15 protein-coding genes, 2 tRNA genes and 1 riboswitch are annotated in these 20,006 nt (G+C 32.9%); all 17 genes read right to left on the reverse strand.

Annotated elements, in window-relative coordinates; genetic code table 11:
* Nucleotides 1–86: 86 nt before the first annotated feature.
* The 17 genes from JJD95_RS15350 to JJD95_RS15430 all read right to left on the reverse strand — a co-directional run bounded on the left by JJD95_RS15350 (nucleotide 87) and on the right by JJD95_RS15430 (nucleotide 20,005).
* Nucleotides 87–977, reverse strand: a complete 891-nt coding sequence (locus JJD95_RS15350) for a sulfite exporter TauE/SafE family protein (protein ID WP_291643901.1) — start codon at nucleotides 975–977, stop codon at nucleotides 87–89.
* 38 nt (nucleotides 978–1,015) lie between these two features.
* The gene (locus JJD95_RS15355; RefSeq protein ID WP_291643902.1) at nucleotides 1,016–1,492 is read right to left on the reverse strand and encodes a glycine/sarcosine/betaine reductase component B subunit; all 477 of its coding nucleotides are present in this window, start codon (nucleotides 1,490–1,492) and stop codon (nucleotides 1,016–1,018) included.
* A 56-nt stretch (nucleotides 1,493–1,548) separates the two neighbouring features.
* Nucleotides 1,549–2,313 (reverse strand): proline reductase cluster protein PrdD, encoded by a 765-nt coding sequence (prdD, locus tag JJD95_RS15360; protein ID WP_291643903.1) that lies wholly within the window; start codon nucleotides 2,311–2,313, stop codon nucleotides 1,549–1,551.
* 77 nt (nucleotides 2,314–2,390) lie between these two features.
* Nucleotides 2,391–3,116, reverse strand: a complete 726-nt coding sequence (gene prdB / locus JJD95_RS15365; RefSeq protein WP_291643904.1) for a D-proline reductase (dithiol) protein PrdB — start codon at nucleotides 3,114–3,116, stop codon at nucleotides 2,391–2,393.
* The gene (locus tag JJD95_RS15370; RefSeq protein WP_291643905.1) at nucleotides 3,116–3,370 is read right to left on the reverse strand and encodes a CBO2463/CBO2479 domain-containing protein; all 255 of its coding nucleotides are present in this window, start codon (nucleotides 3,368–3,370) and stop codon (nucleotides 3,116–3,118) included. Before JJD95_RS15370 ends, prdB begins: the two co-directional genes overlap by 1 nt.
* Nucleotides 3,371–3,379: 9 nt before the next feature.
* A complete protein-coding gene (gene prdA / locus JJD95_RS15375; RefSeq protein WP_291643906.1) occupies nucleotides 3,380–5,479 on the reverse strand; it encodes a D-proline reductase (dithiol) proprotein PrdA in 2,100 nt (699 codons plus the stop codon).
* A 66-nt stretch (nucleotides 5,480–5,545) separates the two neighbouring features.
* Nucleotides 5,546–6,850 (reverse strand): proline reductase-associated electron transfer protein PrdC, encoded by a 1,305-nt coding sequence (prdC, locus tag JJD95_RS15380; RefSeq protein WP_291643907.1) that lies wholly within the window; start codon nucleotides 6,848–6,850, stop codon nucleotides 5,546–5,548.
* Between the two features lie 281 nt (nucleotides 6,851–7,131).
* A complete protein-coding gene (locus JJD95_RS15385; protein WP_291643908.1) occupies nucleotides 7,132–8,919 on the reverse strand; it encodes a sigma-54-dependent Fis family transcriptional regulator in 1,788 nt (595 codons plus the stop codon).
* Between the two features lie 196 nt (nucleotides 8,920–9,115).
* Nucleotides 9,116–10,223 (reverse strand): peptide chain release factor 2 gene (gene prfB, locus JJD95_RS15390; RefSeq protein WP_291643909.1). Its coding sequence is split into 2 segments (ribosomal slippage): nucleotides 9,116–10,144 and nucleotides 10,146–10,223, totalling 1,107 coding nucleotides; the frame shifts between segments, so codons are not numbered across the junction.
* Nucleotides 10,224–10,338: 115 nt separating this feature from the next.
* Entirely contained in the window at nucleotides 10,339–12,840 is a 2,502-nt protein-coding gene (gene secA / locus JJD95_RS15395; protein ID WP_291643910.1) for a preprotein translocase subunit SecA, read from the reverse strand.
* Nucleotides 12,841–13,038: 198 nt separating this feature from the next.
* Entirely contained in the window at nucleotides 13,039–13,569 is a 531-nt protein-coding gene (raiA, locus tag JJD95_RS15400; RefSeq protein WP_291643911.1) for a ribosome-associated translation inhibitor RaiA, read from the reverse strand.
* Nucleotides 13,570–14,080: 511 nt separating this feature from the next.
* The gene (locus JJD95_RS15405; RefSeq protein WP_291643912.1) at nucleotides 14,081–14,761 is read right to left on the reverse strand and encodes a ComF family protein; all 681 of its coding nucleotides are present in this window, start codon (nucleotides 14,759–14,761) and stop codon (nucleotides 14,081–14,083) included.
* The gene (locus JJD95_RS15410) at nucleotides 14,734–15,762 is read right to left on the reverse strand and encodes a hypothetical protein (RefSeq protein ID WP_291643913.1); all 1,029 of its coding nucleotides are present in this window, start codon (nucleotides 15,760–15,762) and stop codon (nucleotides 14,734–14,736) included. The genes JJD95_RS15405 and JJD95_RS15410 overlap by 28 nt, the downstream gene beginning before the upstream one ends.
* A 55-nt stretch (nucleotides 15,763–15,817) precedes the next feature.
* Nucleotides 15,818–18,043 carry an ATP-dependent RecD-like DNA helicase gene (locus JJD95_RS15415; RefSeq protein WP_291643914.1) on the reverse strand — a complete coding sequence of 742 codons (2,226 nt, stop codon included), beginning with the start codon at nucleotides 18,041–18,043 and terminating at the stop codon, nucleotides 15,818–15,820.
* 237 nt (nucleotides 18,044–18,280) lie between these two features.
* Complete coding sequence (gene metK / locus JJD95_RS15420; RefSeq protein ID WP_291643915.1) at nucleotides 18,281–19,456, reverse strand: methionine adenosyltransferase; 1,176 nt, start codon at nucleotides 19,454–19,456, stop codon at nucleotides 18,281–18,283.
* Nucleotides 19,457–19,537: 81 nt separating this feature from the next.
* A riboswitch (SAM riboswitch) is annotated at nucleotides 19,538–19,640 on the reverse strand.
* 109 nt (nucleotides 19,641–19,749) lie between these two features.
* Nucleotides 19,750–19,834, reverse strand: a tRNA-Tyr gene (locus JJD95_RS15425).
* A gap of 86 nt (nucleotides 19,835–19,920) precedes the next feature.
* Nucleotides 19,921–20,005: transfer RNA gene (locus JJD95_RS15430), tRNA-Tyr, on the reverse strand.
* Nucleotide 20,006 lies beyond the last annotated feature (1 nt).

Raw genomic sequence — 20,006 nt, forward strand, 5'->3', positions numbered from 1 at the left:
TCAAAACGATGACTTCTGTATTAATACAGAAGTCATCGTTTTGATTTATAAATTTTTTTTACATTAGTGACACAGTCAAATAATTTTTATGCTCTTAATTCTGCTGATTTTAATTGTGTTGGCTTAAAAAAAGATTTGAACATCATAGCAGATGTATAAAAAATAACCGCTGCAACGACCCATTTCAATATATCAAGAGGTAATGTTTTAACAATATATACTGCTATAACTATTCCCATTATTCCAAATATAGTAAATGCCATAGAAGCTTTTCTATCATATGCTCCTGCTTTAATAAATTTAGTACCGGCTGCTGGCATTAAGAATGCACAAGAACCAAACATAATTGGGAACGCAATTTCTGGACTTAATCCAAGGCCAAATACAAGTGCCATACATGGAGCATAAAGGCCTATCCCAAGTGTCATTAACGCACCAAGAATGAGGTTAGCTATACTAGCAAATATTAATTTTGCCCCCGAAAGACCAATTGCATCTCCTCCTGAAGGGAATATATTCAATTGTTGAAGTGTCATAATAATTGCTACAACTAATAATGCAACTCCCATCCCCAATTGAATTTTCTTTACATCAAGTTTAGCAACCACACCTGCGCCAAAAATTGCTCCTACTGTTGCGGCTCCAATTAATGCAATAAGTGTAATTGGGTCTACTTCTATAACTTTAATAAAAATAAATGCTTCGATTACTACTGGGATTGTTAAAGATACATTTAATGTTCCTGGTATATTTTTATCCTCTATAAGTTTAAATTGTTTTGATATCGCAGTTATCGTTGCAAAACTACCAATACCTAGTGCATCAAAAAAATTTGTGACAAATCCTACAACCCCCATAGAGAAAAAACTTGTCTTTTCCAGTCTACCTTCCTTTACTGTTAGCCTATAATCCTTAATGAAAAGTATTGTAAAATAAATAGTTAAAACAGCGAGTGCTGATAGTAAAGCCTTTAACATTTCGAATTCCCCCTTGATTATTTAGTTAATGATTTTCATTATTTATCAAGCATCTTTCTATTCATTTTAAGTTTTAAAAGTGCCAATGCTTTTTTTGCATCTATTTCGCAAACTGTATTTTCTCCTACTACCTCTGTTTCAATGCCTTCTACTGATTTATTGAAATCAACAATTGTATCCATATATTTGTTAGTAACCACAAATTGTGCTTGTGTTCCCACAAAGCTAAGCCCTACTACCGGTATGTTTCTCTTTCCAATTTCCTCGATAGTATTCGCATAGTCTACATGGCTATTACCCCACCCATCTACGGATATAATAACCCCATCAGCTCTCATTGCCTCTGTCCATGCTGCCGCTCTTTGTCCAACAAATAATTTTTCTTCATTAGATTGAGGTGTTCCAACAATAATTATACCTAACAAATCAATATCTGAATCCCTAGATATAACGTCCAGTAGTGGATCTCTAAAATGGTGCAATGTTGTTTCCTTTGTAGATGGACCAACTCCCATAGTATCCCTCCTAATCAAGATTAAGCACACTCGTGTATTAGCACCAAAAGTGATAATTAATGCATAGCCCTCAAAGCACCATCTCTATATTCATTTGGACTTAATATTATTGGTACATTCCCTAAGTCTATAATAGATCTACCACTTTCGAATCCACCTGGTTCCTTTCCTAGTAACTGTGTATCATACATTGCGCCTTGACCAGCTACCTGTTTTACAACAACCACTTTCTTCTTACCAATTTTAATTTTATCGGAATATTCAAACTTTTCATCGCAGCATTTTCCATTCATTTTCTTTAAACATTCTCTTATTTCTTGAACCAATCTATCACAAGCCCTATGTGCTACTGTAGGCCCTATCCTTACTGCTCCCATACCATCTTTTAGCACTACATCTACATGAATTATAATATCAGTTACATTAGGAGTACCTGCACGACCAAACACTACTTGTTCTGATAAAAGCCCTTCTGAAGATCCAAATTCAGCAACCTGAATTCCCATTTCATCTACACCTGTAAGCATAATATAGACCCCTGTAAGCGTATGTGTTATTCCATCACCAATTTTTCCCAAAACCTTTGTTGCTATGGGTGAAAAATCCATAATGCTATTGACAAAAAAATCATGTTGCTTTGGACTTATTATTTTTACGTCAATACTTTTTATAACATCTACAGCCTCTTGTATTAAATCCATCTTTATATTCTCCCTTAAGTACAATGTACTATTTTGGATAGAACTTTTTTTACCTAATTCTACTTTTTCAATATGGAAGGTTTTAATAACTAATTTTCTCATTTCAATCTCATTTTCCATACATTTCACCACAATCCATTTATTTATTTAGGAATGCCCCAAAATTTAAATCTAAAGGCATTCCTAATTTTTATTATTTAAACTTTTGCTGCGTACTCATAAGGTAATGGAACAATTTTCCCAGCTGACGGTATAGCTATAAGCTGTAATAAAGTAGCTTTTAATATATTTCTTTGCATTTCTTTATCATTTGGTGCTCCAGCATTTGCGCCCATAGGAACAAGTGGTGCAACTGCCCTTGGTGTTCCGGCCTGTCTAACTACTGGTGGTAAAGCTGCAATAAGAATTGTAGGAATCCCTGATTCCTCTATCGCTCTCTGTACAAGTACAGCAGAACGGTGACAAGTTCCTCAGCCAGCTGTTAAGACTACTGCGTCTACGCTTTCATCTTTTAATAACTTTGCAATAGCAGGGCCCGTTTCGTTTTTAAACTTATCTTGGTCGCCGCCGCCTCCCATAAATCCATAATGCATTGGAGCAACTTCTTTTATAAATCCTTCAGTTACGAGTTCTTTTAATCTATCAATTGGAAACATACAATTTATATCTTTATTAACGTCCCCATTGTCATATCCACCATGGGATACCATTAAATCACTAGTCTTTGTACTACCTGGTACTGCTCTAAATGTAAAATCCCCTGCTAAATTAAATCTATTGTCTGATTTTAAATGTACTCCTGCAGCAGTTGCAAACGCAACTCTCATTTCTTTTAATGGTTTTGTTACCGGAGTCCAAACTGGTGCTGGTGTAATTGGTACAAATATTTCTGATTGCATGCCTTTAACTGTTGTTAAACTCATTATATTTTCCCTTCCTTTCTGTTTTTCATTTCTAGATTGCTAACATACTTTTCATCGGGTTCTTCCGCAAGGACCTCAATAAAACTCATTCTAAAACCAACTTCTTGCCCTATCTGTATTTCATAATCTGTAATAAGCATCCTCATTGGTATTTTCATGTAGCCTAATCTTCCTTTTAAATCAATAGAAACCATTCCATCATGCTTTTCTATTATAATCCCTCGCATTTCTATTATCTTATCACCGTATTTCATTGTATCTCCTTATTTTGAAGAATATTTTTCTAATCTTTTTTTACTTTCTGGGATTGAAGTTTCATTCTCTACTCTATCAATAGAAACTGCGTTTGATTTTTCAACAGCTTCAAGATTGTTTTCTTTTACATTTGCATTCCAATGTCTTTCAGCAGCTACTACCTCTTCTCCTGCAATTGCAGTCTTAAGCATAGCAAGTGCTCTTATTGCATCTTCTTTGCAAAGAGTATTACAACCTAAAACTTCATTTTCAATTCCTGCTTCTGATTTATTATTGTCAACCATGTACTTAGTGTACTTATTTCCAACAACTAGAGCACCTTGCACTCCACAGAAAGACATTCCTACAACACCAATCCCACGCATACCTACTTGCTCAATGTGACTAGCAAAGTCGATATGGTTATTACCAAATCCTTCCGTCGTAACGATTGCACCTGCAACATTCATTGACTCAACAGTCATTCCAAGTCTTTCAGATACATAAAACTTTTCACTATTAATTTGTGGACTTCCTACAAATACAACTCCGCAAAGATCAACTTCCGGATCATTCATTGCCTCTATAACAAGCGGCTCTCTCCAATAATGTCTTGAACACTCTTTAGATGCTGGTCCTATACAACATAGTGAATGAATTCCACCATCCATTACTTCTAGTGGTGAGAATACAATTGGTAAATTTCCTAAGTCAACATTTGGTTTTCCACCAAGTATACCAACCGGTTCCACTGGAAGAATTAGGTTATCATGCATTGCGCCTTGACCCATTATTTCTTTTACTATTACTATTTTATTTTTACCTGGTCTTCTACACTGAACAAATTCCTCAGTATTTACTACTAAAGTTTCATCTAGATTTTTTAGCACGTTTCTAATTTCTTGTGTGATCATATCTGTTGCTTTATGTGCAGCAAAAGGACCTGGTCTTTCCATGTTTAATCCTGCTAAAATTGTAACCTGAGTCTTAATGAAAATTTCGCCTTTATCTGGCGCACCAGGCCTTCCCCACATAATATTTTCTTCTAAAATACCTTCTGAAGAACCAAATTCTCCAATTTGAACGCCATTTTCATCTGTTCCAGTAACCATAATGATAACACCGTCTACTACTCTTGTTACCCCTTGACCTAATTTATGTTCTCCTTCTTTTGTAGCAATTGGCTGTACATCCATGATTGTTTCGCTATATGTGTTGTATTTGTCTGGTGTAATAATATCAATTTTAATATCTGTAACAATGTCGCTAATTTTTACAGCATCATCGCATATATTTTCTCTAATATAAAGTGTTGTTCCTTCAATTTTAGTTTCAGGTCCAAATTTAACTTCTTCTATTTTAAAGTGCTTTTTAACAAGTTTTCTTACAACTTTATCTTCAATCTTTACGAATGGTTCCTTATTTTCTTTTACTACTTCTTTAGCTATTGGCATTCCAACATTTGCTCTTTTCGCTACTGCTCCAGCTGTATTTTGACTAAATGCATTAAGAGGTATTTCTATATCAATGCCCTTACCTTCTGCAATTTTAATCTTTAATATTCCGCCATTTATAACAGATGACACTTCCGATGTTTCAGCTTTCATAGAAACTTCCTCCTCAAATCCTTCTAGCATATCTTTCGTTATAGGAGTTAATGCAACTACATCTACTTTTAAAGTTTCTCCAATTACTTCGTTTCTGGTTAAAACTTTTTCATTTAGTTTTATAAGTAAAGAGTCTTGCATCTTGTCAAAATGCATTGGATTTTCTAAATCCGCAGCTGTAATAACATCTCCTGCATTTTTATTATCTTTTAATACTGCCTTTTCATTACCATCAGTTAATTCTACTTCTTTCTTTTCTTCTGTACCAGCAGTTGCGCCCTCTACTATTTCTGGTGTTAGTGGTGATAAAGAGTCAATTGTCTTAGTAAGTTTTGCCCCTATAACCTGACCTACCTTTAAACAGTTTCCGGGTATTGTTAGAAGTCCTGAATCCACTAAATCTGGAAATATGGATGGATCTTCTAAATTAGCTGCATTAAGAACTGTTCCCGCTTCTGTTCTACAGCATACAACTGCGACTTCATTTTTAAACTCTTCTGCGTGCTCATCAGTCATTGACATAAAAATAGCCTCCTCGTATTTCTCTGGAGTATAAAACAATTATTAATTGTTTACCTCATTATTTTTTTATTTCTTTTCCATTGGTAATCTTCTTGTAATCGGATAATCTATTGTTCTAAATACATGATCAGTGTGGTGATAAACTGGAATTCCTAATTTAGGAGCAACACACATTACTGTATTTGTACAATCACTACAATTTGCTATTAATACTCTTTTTGCACCTTGTTTTTTAAGGTAAAGAATAGCTTCTGCTTGCCCTGGGCAATCTCCCGGCGTTAAGCATTTATTTAATCCTCTTACTTGTATTACATTTTTGCAGGTTGCCACCCCAACTACTTTTGAATGCATTTTTTCTGCAATATTTCTTAATCTTGCTTCATCTGCACCACAAGCACATACAAGTAGCCCTATTGGTCCTTCATATTTTGGAAATGATATGGTAACAATTGCACCTCCTGAAGTCTTTGTAACAACTGCATTTTCTATATCTTCAGACTTACCTGTATATGGTCCACCAATAATAATTTCACCATACTCTCCATCTATACCACCCGCATTTTCTATTAGATGTTTCACTGAAGTTCCTACAGATACCTGTAATAAAACATGACTTTTATTTCCGCCTTTTAGTTTTCCAACTATTGTAACATCTTTATCTATTACTGGTTTTCCTTCTTCCACAGCTCTTGTTAAATTAGCCAAAGTTTCTCCATTTAAAACAACACATTTTGCTTCAAAAGGCAATTGGTCAGGGTTAAGCCATATTCCGAATATTTCATGAATCATAGCTCTTTCTTCGCCCATTGGATACATGTCTCTTAACTCTTTTACTTCAATATCTGATGCTGTAGAGAGTGCTTTTTTAAGCGATACAATGGCATTTTTATTTTTTGCTTTAACCGCAATATAGCCCTTTGGAGCTCCTATTGCACTCATAGCATATCTTAGTCCCTTAATAACAATTTGTGGATTATTTTCTAAAACTTCTATATTATGATGTAATGCAGGTTCGCATTCAACACAATTAGCAATTACATATCCATCTGTCATCTGAGTTTTAAGTTTAATGTGAGTAGGAAATCCAGCTCCACCAGCACCAACAATACCAGCCTCATATGCAGTATCTTCTATCTTGTCGCATTTTTTAATTTTTATGTAATCCGTACTTTGATTGTCCTCCGCTAAAATAAGGATTTCATTTTCTGTTAATTTAGTTACTTTCCCAGTGATACTAGAATGAATTTTAGCACCACATCCTTCTGGGTTTGCAATACATTCTCCTCTTTTAACATTTTGTCCTTCTTTTACAATTGCAGTAGAAGGTGCACCTACATGCATTTTAAGAGGAAATTTATAGGTCATTGGCATAAAACCACCTCCATATTCTTTCTATATATTTATATAGCAATTGCCATGCCAAATCTAAAATTCTTTTGTGATTAACCTATAGATGTTGCAAATACTGATTTCGCAATCTATAGAAATCTTCGATACATATTGTTTTATTTTTACGCAAAAAAAGCGTCCGTTTCCTGACGCTCCATTTTTCCACTGCACCCAGTTAAATCATCATCTTTTTAAGTTTACAGGGTATATTTCTAGCGTCAAAAAACGGACACAATGGTCAGTTTTCTGACACTCGTAATTTGTTATTCTAAAAGGTCATATTGATTTAATTTGTAATATAAGGTACTTCTCTTTAAATTTAATATCTTTGAAGCTTTCTGTTTATTTCCGCCCGCCAATAATAGTACCTCTACTATGGTTTTCTTCTCTATATTTTCCAAAATATTTTTTAAATCATATTTATTCTCATTAAAAATTTCGTTGTCATTTTCTACTATTTGAACTAGTCCGTTTGTTTCTACATTATTTAGTATATATTCAGGAACGCTATCTAGTGTTATCTCCCCTTCAGTAGAAAGTACAATCATTCTTTGTATTACATTCTTAAGTTCACGAATATTACCTTCCCATTTACATTTAAGTAGTAACGGATATATTCTCTCATCTATGTTATTTATTTCTACATTTTCTTTTTGGGATATCTGTTTTATAAATAGTGCTACCAATTCCCTTATATCTTCTTTTCGTTCTCTAAGTGGAGGCAAATCAATCTGGACAACTGCAAACCTATAATATAGATCATCTCTAAACTTTTTTTTATGAATTAATTCTTTTAAATTCTTATTAGTGGCCGCTATAATTCGTGTATCTGTAATAACACCTTTTTCACTGCCTAACCTATATACCACCCCATCTTGTAAAACTCTTAATAACTTTACTTGCATTTCCATAGGCATATCTCCAATTTCGTCTAAAAACAATGTCCCATTATTTGCAAACTCAAATTTCCCTATTTTCCCTTTTCTAATGGCCCCAGTAAACGCACCTTCAACATATCCAAAAATCTCACTTTCAAGCAATTGTTCAGGAATTGCCCCACAATTAATCACTACGAAATTGCCCACTCTTCCACTGGCTTCATGAATTGCTTTTGCAAACACTTCTTTCCCTGTGCCACTTTCCCCAGAAATTAATATACTTGCGGAACTTTGAGCTACTTTTTGGGACATTGCAATAGCTTCTATTATTTTTTTATTTCTACCTATAATTGGGGAAAAATTATAGTTTGCTGCAATTTCTCTTTTATATGCAAGCTTCAATAATTCAACTTTTCTTTTTTCTTTTTCTAATTGCTTTGATAATGTTACTACTTCTGTCACATCTCTATCTGTGGAGACTGCAGCCACTAGTTTTCCTTTGCTATTATAGATAGGCACCACACTTAAAATAACAAATTTCCCTTTAACCGGTTCGTTTTTAGCATTATCTCTTTGCCTACCATCTTTTAAGGTTTTTAGTATTAGTGCATTAGGAAAAAAAGAACCAATATATTTTCCAATTATATCTTCAGTCTTTATACCATATAATCCCTCAGAACTTTTATTCCAACTGGTTACAATTCCAGCACTACTACAAATACATACAGCCTCATGTACATTGTCAATGATATTATTTTGAAGTTCAAACATCTCATCAATCTTTAGATAAAAAGTGTCTCTTATGTTATTGTTAGTAATTACTCCGGTAATTTCTTCATTCTCAATTACTGGCAATCTTCCTATTCCGTTATCCAACATTAAATTTCTAGCTGTTCTTGCTGAAGCCTCCATATCTATAGTTATCACATTTTTATTGGTAAAATTAGTGACTTTGTCTTCTGTAGATATATTTTCAGCTTTTATAATCCTAGCTATATCTTTTCTTGTAAAAACTCCAATTAAAAGCCCTACTTTATTAACTACTATGACTTCTTCTTCATTTTCTTCAATCATTTTATTTAAGGCATCTTTTATTTTTTCATCTTCCCTAACTTTTATAAACTGCTTATTCATTATTTCTTTTACAGTATATAACAATTCCCAAATTTCCAATACTTCACCCTCTTTATTTTCTTTCTACTAATTTCATTATACTAATTTTATTCCAAATAACAAAGAAATCCCTTTAATTCTTCACTATCCACCGTTCTCTCTCATTATCTTAATTTAATTTATTCTTTAAACTTCCAAATAAAAAATCCAGTAGAATAAATTAGTTATTCTACTGGATTTTTAATTTAAAAATATTTTATTTATTACTATGCCTTAGATACGCCTCAATGAAAATGTCAATATCCCCATCCATAACTGCATCTACATTTCCCATTTCTGTATTAGTTCTGTGATCCTTAACCAAATTATATGGATGGAATACATAGGATCTAATCTGGCTTCCCCAGCCATTATCTTTTAAATCACCCGTTAAGTCTTCTATTTTATCCTTTTTAGCTCTTTCCTTTAAGTCTAGAAGTTTTGCCATTAGCATCTTCATTGCTGTGTCTTTATTACTATACTGGCTTCTCTCATTTTGACACTGAACAACTAAACCTGTAGGCAAATGAGTAATTCTTACGGCTGAATCAGTTTTATTTACATGTTGACCTCCTGCACCCCCAGATCTATATGTATCAATCCTGAGGTCTTCAGGCCTTATCTCAATGTCCTGATCTTCAGTAAGCTCTGGAAGCACTTCACATGAAGCGAAGGAAGTCTGCCTTTTACCATTTGAATTATAAGGTGAAATTCTTACAAGCCTATGCACTCCCTTTTCAGTCTTTAAATATCCATAGGCAAACTCACCAATAATTCTTAATGTAACTGCTTTAATACCTGCCTCATCAGATGACTGATAATCTAAAACTTCTATTTTATATCCTCTTTTTTCACACCATCTTGAGTACATTCTATAAAGCATTTCTGTCCAATCTTGAGCATCATTTCCCCCTGCACCAGTGTGTAATGTTAAAATTGCATTATTTTTATCATATTTCTCAGATAGCAAAATCTCTATTCTAAATCTATCAGTGTCATGCTGGAGTTCCCTTAATTCGCTTTTTATTTCACCCATAGAAGAATCATCTTCTTCTTCTTCACTTAGCTCCGCGAGCACTTCTAAATCTTCTATTCTACTAATCACACCATTAAATCTATCAATCTTATCTTTAATTCCCTTAGCGTCTTTAGTAACTTCTTGTGCCCTAGAAATATCCTCCCAAAAACTAATTTCCTGCATCTTAAATTCAAACTCTCCTAATTGCTTTTTCATAGATGTTATGTCAAAGAGACACCCTTATTTCTTCTACGTTACTTTTTAACTTAATTAATTCACTTAATATTTGTTCCATTTGTATTATCAATTAGCACACCTCTTTCATTATATTTATTTCAAAGAACCTTTTAAAAAAGGAATGAGCAAGAATTAATTGCTCATCCCTTCTATAGTCTAAAATTTAAAGTCGTTTTATATTATTACTATCCCCTGCCGCAACAGTTTTTATATTTTTTTCCTGAACCACAAGCACACTCTTCATTTCTTCCCTGTTTAGCCTGCTTTTTTGTTGGCTCTTTTTTAAGAGAGTCATCATGATTTGTTGATGTGATTTTGGCAACCATTTCTCTTTCAGGCGCTTTCTCAATTTGTACATGAAATAAATATTTAACGGTTTCTGTCTTAATCGTTTCTATCATATCAGCAAACATGTCGCTACCTTCCATTTGGTAAGCTTGTGTTGGATCTTGTTGCTTGTAAGCTCTGAGCCCAATACCTTGCTTTAAATGTTCCATATCATCAATATGATCCATCCACTTACTATCTACTACTCTTAGAAGAATAACTCTTTCAACTTCTCTTATTTGTTCCTCACCGAAATGTTGTTCTTTCCCAGCATACATTTTTTGAGCTATATCTAAAAGATTGTTTTTAATTTCTTCAACAGTTGTTTTAGAAAGCTCATCAACCGATACTGTACCTTTTGGCATATATATTTCTTCAATATAACTAATAAGTTTTGATAATTCTTCTTCAAAACTTTCCTCATGCCCACTAATATGTGAATCAACTGCACCTAAAACAACATCTTTTATCATTTCCTCAATTTGTCCTTTTAAGTCTTCTCCTTGAAGTACCTCTGTTCTTTGTCTATAAATTATTTCTCTTTGTTGATTCATTACATCATCATATTTAACAACATTTTTTCTTATATCAAAATTATTTCCTTCAACTTTCTTTTGAGCACTTTCTATAGCTCCACTTACCATTTTGCTTTCAATAGCATCCTCATCAGTTAACCCTAATTTCTCTACAACCCCTTGAAGCCTTTCGGAACCGAATATTCTCATTAAATCATCCTCAAGTGATATATAAAATCTTGAGCTCCCTATATCACCTTGACGACCAGAACGTCCTCTAAGCTGATTGTCTATACGCCTAGATTCGTGTCTTTCAGTTCCTATTATCTTAAGTCCGCCAGCTGCAACAACGCCTTCTTCAAGCTTAATATCTGTACCACGTCCTGCCATGTTAGTTGCAATGGTAACCATTCCAAGTGCACCGGCATGAGCTATTATTTCTGCTTCTCTTTCATGATATTTAGCATTAAGTACTTGATGAGGAACTCCCCTTCTTTTAAGCATTTCAGATATTAATTCTGATTTTTCTATACTTACAGTACCTACAAGAACCGGTTGCTTTACCTTATATGTTTCAACTATTTCATCTATTATAGCCTTATATTTACCTTTAACAGTCTTATAAACTAAATCAGGATTATCAATTCTTGTCAGTGGCATGTTAGTAGGTATAACTAATACATCTAGCCCATATATTTCTCTAAACTCTTCATCTTCTGTAAGCGCTGTACCAGTCATCCCTGATAACTTTTTGTACATTCTAAAATAGTTCTGGAATGTAATAGTTGCAAGTGTTTTTGATTCTTTCTCAATTTTCACGCTCTCTTTTGCTTCAATTGCTTGGTGTAGTCCATCACTATATCTTCTACCTTCCATAAGTCTTCCAGTAAATTCATCAACAATGATAACTTCTCCATCTTTCTCCATATAATCTTTATCTTTTTTCATAATGAAGTTTGCTTTTAAAGCCTGAACTACGTGATGTTGTACACCCATATTTTCTGCATCAGCATAATTTTCTACATGAAAATATTTTTCTGCTTTATCTATCCCCTCATCCGATAATATTACGGAAGAAGTTTTTTCATCTATAGTGTAATCAACTTCTATTAGTAGTCCCTTCACAAAATAATCTGCTACTTTATAGAAATCAGTAGATTTTTCTCCTTCACCAGATATTATAAGCGGTGTTCGAGCTTCATCTATTAATATCGAGTCAACCTCATCCACAATTACAAAGTTTAATTTCCTTTGAACTCTTTGTTCACTATGAACAACCATGTTATCTCTTAGATAATCAAACCCAAATTCATTATTTGTTCCATATGTAATATCTGCATTATAAGCCGCTTGTCTTTCAGTTGGATCTATATCGTGAATTATTACGCCTACAGAAATCCCTAAAAATTCATGTATTCTTCCCATCTCATCTCTATCTCTTTTTGCAAGATAGTCATTAACTGTAATTATATGAACTCCATTTCCTGTTAATGCATTCAAATACGACGGAAGTGTAGCCACTAAAGTCTTTCCTTCACCAGTTTTCATTTCGGTTATTCTTCCTTGATGAAGTATTATACCACCAATTAATTGCACTCTAAAATGCTTCATTTTAAGAACTCTCCATGAAGCTTCTCTAACTACAGCAAAGGCTTCAGGTAATATATCTTCTAAAGTCTCTCCACTATTTAGCCTAGTTTTAAATTCTTCTGTTTTTGCTCTAAGTTCTTCATCGCTTAAACTAGCCATTTTCGAATCTAGTGCTTCTATCATGTCTACAGTGTCGTTTACTTTTTTTATTTCTCTATCGCTATAACTACCAAATAACTTATCAAACATTTTCATAGTATTCATCCTCACAATTCATTTTTCTTTAAAATATATACTTGTTGATTATAACACTTAAATCCTAGCTATTCAACTTATACTCCCCATAAATTTTGTAAATAAATTCAATGACTTTATATCGTATTTCTTTTAAATTAAAAAAAGGATTAAAGTAAATATATTCTTACTTTAATCCCTTAAACTTGGTATATCTTTTTAAAATTCTGATTCTATCAAACCATAATTCCCATCTTTTCTTTTATATACTACGTTAACTTCTGAAGTATCATCATTCATATATACGAAAAAGCTATGACCAACTAATTCCATTTGAAGCACTGCTTCTTCTGCTGACATAGGTTTGAATGAAAATTTCTTTGTCCTTACTATCTTAATATCATCCTCTTCCTCAGTATTTTCATATTTCGGAATACCCTGAAATTTAAGAGAACTTCCATGAGCCCGTTTTTCTAATTTCGTTTTATGTTTTCTAATTTGTCTTTCTAATTTATCAACAGCAAGGTCTAAAGAAGCATACATATCATCATTTTGCTCTTCTGCCCTTAAAATAACTCCATTAAAAGGAATTGTAATTTCTATGGTGTGTCTATTCTTTTGAACACTAAGCGTCGTCTTAGCTTCCACATCTGGATTAAAATACCTGTCAAATTTGGATATCTTCTTTTCTATAATATTTTTCAAGGCTTCTGTTATCTCCATATTTTTTCCTATCACGTTAACTTTCATACTTACAGCCCCTCTCTAATGTATATATACTACTTTATTAAAAGCATGTTATATATTGTTATCAATATTGTAATACTTTTAATCTTAAAAAACAACCATTAAATTCAGAATTCACACAATATTAACTCAATTTAAAATAAAATATCTCATTATACCTTATTATTACCCTGTTTATTGATGCATCCTGCTTATTTTCAATAACTTTATTTTATTATACAATTTATCTACATGAGGTGATTTTTTTATAACTTAATATATAAAAACCCCTAATATAATATTAGGAGTTTTTATATATTAAGTTAGTTGACCTGGTCTTTGACCCCACACTCGCCTGCTGGAGCTTTTGCTACCCGGATTTAACCTCTCACTACTTACACTCTCGCCTATTATGGCGGCAGGACTAACCTCTAAGCCGCACCATGCTCACTAAACTTTGTTTAACTTACGTGGATCGTTTCGCCTGCGACTGGCATCGACTTTCAACCACAAACCTAACTTACTACACTAAGAATTATACTCTACTTTTAGCTATAGTCAATATGCAAACATTGTCTATTCCACTTTTTTTCAAATTGCTAGCACAATGAAACGCAGTAGCCCCAGTGGTTATAACGTCATCAATAAGTAGTATTTTTTTATTTATCAGACGATCATTTGCTTCAATCGCAAAGCATATTCTCATATTTTCCCACCGCTGCTCACCATTTAGACCAATTTGATCCTTAGTATCCATAATTTTAGCCAAATTGCAAATCACAGGTATATCTAACCACCTCGATAAATAGTTTGCTAAAAACTCGCTTTGGTTATACCCTCTATTTTTCAAGGCACTTTTAGTCATAGGTACATATGCTATTAAGTCAAACTGCAGATTGTTTTTTTTTACAAATTCCAACATATACCTGGCCAAAATTTCTCCACACATAAAATCACTTCTGTACTTAAGTCTAATGATTAACTCTTTTACTATATTTGAATAGTAAAACACTGACCAAACAAGATACCTTTCATCATTAGCCCCTATATAAAAATGATCTTCGCATCTCCTCAGTTTTTCCCTACATTTAGTGCATAACGGTTCACTTTCTTCACTATATCCACTACAGATTACACAACACTCGTCCCCTGAATATATAAGTCGTGCTAAACAATAAAGTATGTTTTTTATATATTTAATAATCCTTTGTCCCACGCTTTCTTATTAAATTTTCTAGCCATACTTCTAGCTTTATCCATTTGCTGCGTTTCAATATTAGCTAGAAATATTGCTTCCCCCCTTTGTACTTTTTCATTTCTTCCAACCTTACTTGATAAATATAATAGTTGCTTATGATTAAAATTAATATCATCCGCAAAGTAAACTATTACATCAACCGAATCAAATTCTAAATAACTTTCTTCAAAATCGTTGGTTACTATTATGCCCTTTTCTTGCTTCATAAACGATATTAGAATATCAGCATGACTTTTCTTGCTAATAAATAAAAACAGATTTTCACTTAACTTTTCTTTAAAGTTACTCAGATACTGGAATACCGCAGTAGCTTTTTCTTCATCAGGTGTGAAAATTATCACCTTTCTATTAGATATAATTGACCAATTTAAGTATTCATATACTACCAAAGGTATGTCCATGTTTAGATTTATTCTTGTAGTTATAATTCTAGGTTCTATAATTGGTATTTTATTATCTTTTAGAGGAAACATAACTGGGGCATACTCACTTAGGACAGTCTCTACGGAATAAGCTATTGCAGTACCATCTTCTCTGCATAAATTTAATAATACCCTTTTTATTTGTTGTTTGTTATATTTTGGAAAACTTCTAATATCATTATAAATAACCAAATCAAATTTCTCGCTAAGTTTTAAAGCATCTTCATAATTGCATATATATAAATATTCATTATAACTATTGTAATTCACTTCAGAATAACATATATTCCCGGCTAAGTTAGTGAATTTTTCTATAAAGTAAACAATATCAATACTCGACTTCTCTTCATTAGTTATGTACAATACGTTTTTCTTTTTATTCGCACATTCAATTATAGTTTCAAGCAATATATCAGAATAATTATAAAATACAGATACAACATCTATTCTTTTTTTACCAATTAAAGAATATCCTAAAATTTCTTTGCTAATTGTATTTTTTTCTTTACTAAGGTTCAATTTCGAATAGAAAAACATATAAATTCTCCTCCACAGTTGTGATTTGTTTTAATAGGACTTTGCTAGCCCCATTTTAATCAAGACTTGAATTTTCATCTACTATCTGTCTTATTCGAAATTTTAGCGCAGAATATCTTTCGAAACTTCTGTTATTATCTTTCATAAAACTAATAGCTTTTATCTTGCCTACTAAAATAACCATATTTTTAGCCCTAGTTATGCCCGTATAAAATAAATTCCTGTTCATTAAAAGCGGTGGTCCCATAAACATAGGCATAATTACAACTTGAAACTCACTGCCTTGACTTTTATGAATTGTGATAGCATATGCTAGAGCTAATTCATCTAAATATACTCCTTCATATTCCACACGCTTATTATCATCAAAAACAACTATAACATTTTCATTATTATCATCAATATCGTAAATATACCCTACATCACCATTAAAAATCCCAGCACCTTCTTCAGCTTTTGCGCTAGTTTTATTCCACTTTATAGAATAGTTGTTTTTAATTTGCATAACCTTGTCCCCTACCCTAAAAATAGTATTCCTATAGTCCTTTTCTTTTTTATATTTAGATTTTGGATTCAATATTTCTTGAAGCCTTTCATTTAAATTTTCTATGCCTAGTATTCCTTTTCTCATAGGTGATAGTATTTGAATATCCTTCATATTATCCCATTCTTTATTAAATTTAGGTAATCTTGTGCTAATCAAGCTAATTATACTATTTAATATTTTTTCTGGATCACTATCTTCAATAAAATAAAAATCTTTACCCTTTTTATTTAAAATAGGCATTTCACCATTATTAATCTTATGAGCATTCACAATAATCATACTTTCCTTCGCTTGCCGGAAAATTTCATTGAGTTTCACTACTGTAACACATTTACTATCAATAATGTCCCTTAATACATTCCCAGGCCCTACAGATGGCAATTGATCAACATCACCAACAATTATAAGCCTAGTTCCTACACTTATAGCTTTTAATAAACTGTTCATAAGCATAATATCTATCATAGATGCTTCATCTATAATGAGCACATCACAATCTAAAGGAGATTCCTCACTTTTAAAAAACTGCGACCCATCATCACCACCCATACCAATCTCGAGTAACCTATGTATTGTTTTTGCGGTGCGGCCAGTAGCTTCCGTCATTCTTTTAGCGGCACGTCCAGTAGGTGCAGCCATGAGCACCTTCATTCCCGCTCCTTCAAATACTTCTGTTATACAGTTGATTATAGTAGTTTTCCCTGTTCCAGGCCCCCCTGTTATAACTTCCATACTATTCTCTACTGCACCGCAAATAGCAGCCTTTTGAGATGTTGCAAATTTTATGTTTTTTTCTTGTTCAAATTCTTTGATTTTATCTTCTATATTTATATTAAGTGCATCACACTGAGCTATAGATAAAGTTATAATTTTTTTAGTTACCCCAAGTTCACAATAATAGAAAGGTATAGTAAACACACATTCTTCTTCTTCAATATTTTCCACTTTTAATTTTCCTTGTACTACATTATCATAAACATTATTCTGTATTTCCTCATCAGAAACCCCCAGAATATTTTTAGCCTGATTGTATAATTTCTCTAGTGGCATATAAGTATTTCCCATAGTGCAAAATTCATTAACCACATAATTTATTCCACTTTGTATTCTAAAAGGGGATTCTTTATCAATTCCTAAACTTTGCGCTATCCTATCCGCAATTTTAAATCCAACACCATCAATGGTTTCAGTTAACACATATGGATTTTCCTTTACTACTTTTATAGATTCCGCACCATATTTTTTATATATTTTAACGCATTGGTTAGGTGTTACCCCATAAGTTTGAAGAAATATCATTATAGTTTTAACTTCTCGTTGCTTAGAATATGACTGAAAAATAAGCTCTATTTTTTTTTGTCCTACACCATCAATCTCTTTTAATTTTTCAATTTCGTTATCAAGTATATTCATAGTATCTTCACCAAATCGCTGCACAATTTTTTTAGCAGTTACTGGTCCAATTCCTTGAATTACTCCTGACGCTAAATATTTTTCCACACCTACAATCAAACTTGGAATTACTTCCTCACATAAAGTTATTGTAAATTGCTTCCCAAATTTAGGGTGAGTAACCCAATCACCTGATAATTTTAGAACCTGGCCTTCACTAATATATGGCACAATGCCAACAACCGTTATTTTTTCTTTATTATTATTTAAATGAGCAATTATATACCCATTTTCCTCATTATGAAATACTATATCTTCAATAGTTCCTTGTATTTCCGGCATAAAACCTCTCCTACTTATAAATTTTTACAATAGCAATATTATTATTATATCATATGTATTTCATATTTTCATCTATAGTATACCTCTGTCTTAAGTTTTATCAAAATTCCAAATAATAATCAATACATTGGATAAAAATTTAAATAGACTTTTACCATCTAGTTATTTACCATGACTGGCACGTCAAAAGGGATAACAATTGTTAATTGTTATCCCTCTTAATTATTATCTTTTTTATTATAAATATTTTTTTATTTCTTCCACCTTATTTAGTTTTTCCCAAGTCAGATCTAAATCATTTCTTCCAAAATGTCCATAAGTAGCTGTTTGTTTATACACAGGTTTTCGAAGGTCTAATTCTCTTATTATAACCGCAGGCCTCAAATCAAATACTTTTTCAATTATTTCAACAATTTTATCATCGGTAATTTTTCCTGTTCCAAAAGTTTCAGCTTCTATAGAAACTGGTTTAGCTACTCCGATAGCATAAGCTAACTGAATTTCTAATTTATCAGATACCCCTGCTGCTACTAGATTTTTGGCAACCCATCTTGCAGCATATGCAGCCGATCTATCAACTTTTGTTGCATCTTTTCCAGAAAATGCTCCACCGCCATGTCTTGCGTATCCACCATATGTATCCACTATTATTTTTCTTCCCGTTAAACCGGAGTCTCCTTGCGGTCCTCCAATTACAAATCTTCCTGTTGGATTAATATAATACTTAGTGTTTACATCCAATAGTTCACTTGGCACTATAGGTTTTATTACATTCTCAATTAAGTCATTTTCAATTTGATCATGAGATGCTTCTTCTCCATGTTGAGTTGAAATAACAATAGTATCTATTCTTACTGGCTTATTATCTTCATACTCTACAGTAACTTGTGTCTTTCCATCTGGTCTTAAATAATTCAAAGTACCATCTTTTCTTACTTCACTCAATCTTCTTGCGAGTCTATGTGCCATAGCAATAGGAAGTGGCATATACTCTGGCGTTTCATTAGTTGCAAATCCAAACATCATGCCTTGGTCTCCAGCACCTATTGAATCGCCCTTAGCAATTTCCCCTAATTTGGATTCTAACGCCTCATTAACCCCCATGGCTATATCTGTTGACTGTTCATCAATAGACGTAAGTACAGCGCACGTGCTAGCATCAAACCCATATTTTGCTCTAGTATATCCTATACCTTCAATTGTCTCTCGAACAACTTTAGGAACATCAACGTAGCAATTGGTTGTTATCTCTCCCATAACTAAAACCATCCCTGTCGTAACTGCTGTTTCACAAGCAACTCTAGCATAAGGATCTTGTTCTAAAATAGCATCAAGTATAGCATCCGAAATTTGGTCACACATTTTATCCGGGTGTCCTTCTGTAACTGATTCTGATGTAAATAATCTTTTCATTATAATTCTCCTTTCTGATGTTGAAAATTTTCAAAAAAATAAAACCCCTTCTAAATATAAGAAGAGGTGTTTTAAACATCTTTCTTATCTCGCAAAATATATCTGCAGGAATTGGCACCATGGTGCATTGCACCGGTTGCCGGGTTTCATAGGGCCTTTTTCCCTCCACCTCTCTTGATAAGAGTTAACAATATTAAGTTTTGTTAATATTAACACATAAATTTAGTAGTGTCAATAAATCCTATACACTCATAAAACTAAAATAAATAAAAAAGACATCTAAAGATGTCTTTTGGTGGAGGAAGATGGATTCGAACCATCGAAACATTACGTAACAGATTTACAGTCTGCCCCCTTTGGCCACTCGGGAACTCCTCCATATATGGAGCTGGCAATAAGAATTAACCTTACAACCTGCTAATATGAACCTTTTTTTCTTAGGCCTTAAAATTTCTAATAATAAATGGTGGAGGAAGATGGATTCGAACCATCGAAACATTACGTAACAGATTTACAGTCTGCCCCCTTTGGCCACTCGGGAACTCCTCCA

Source organism: Clostridium sp., from assembly GCF_016650035.1.
GTDB lineage: Bacteria > Bacillota > Clostridia > Clostridiales > Clostridiaceae > Clostridium_AD.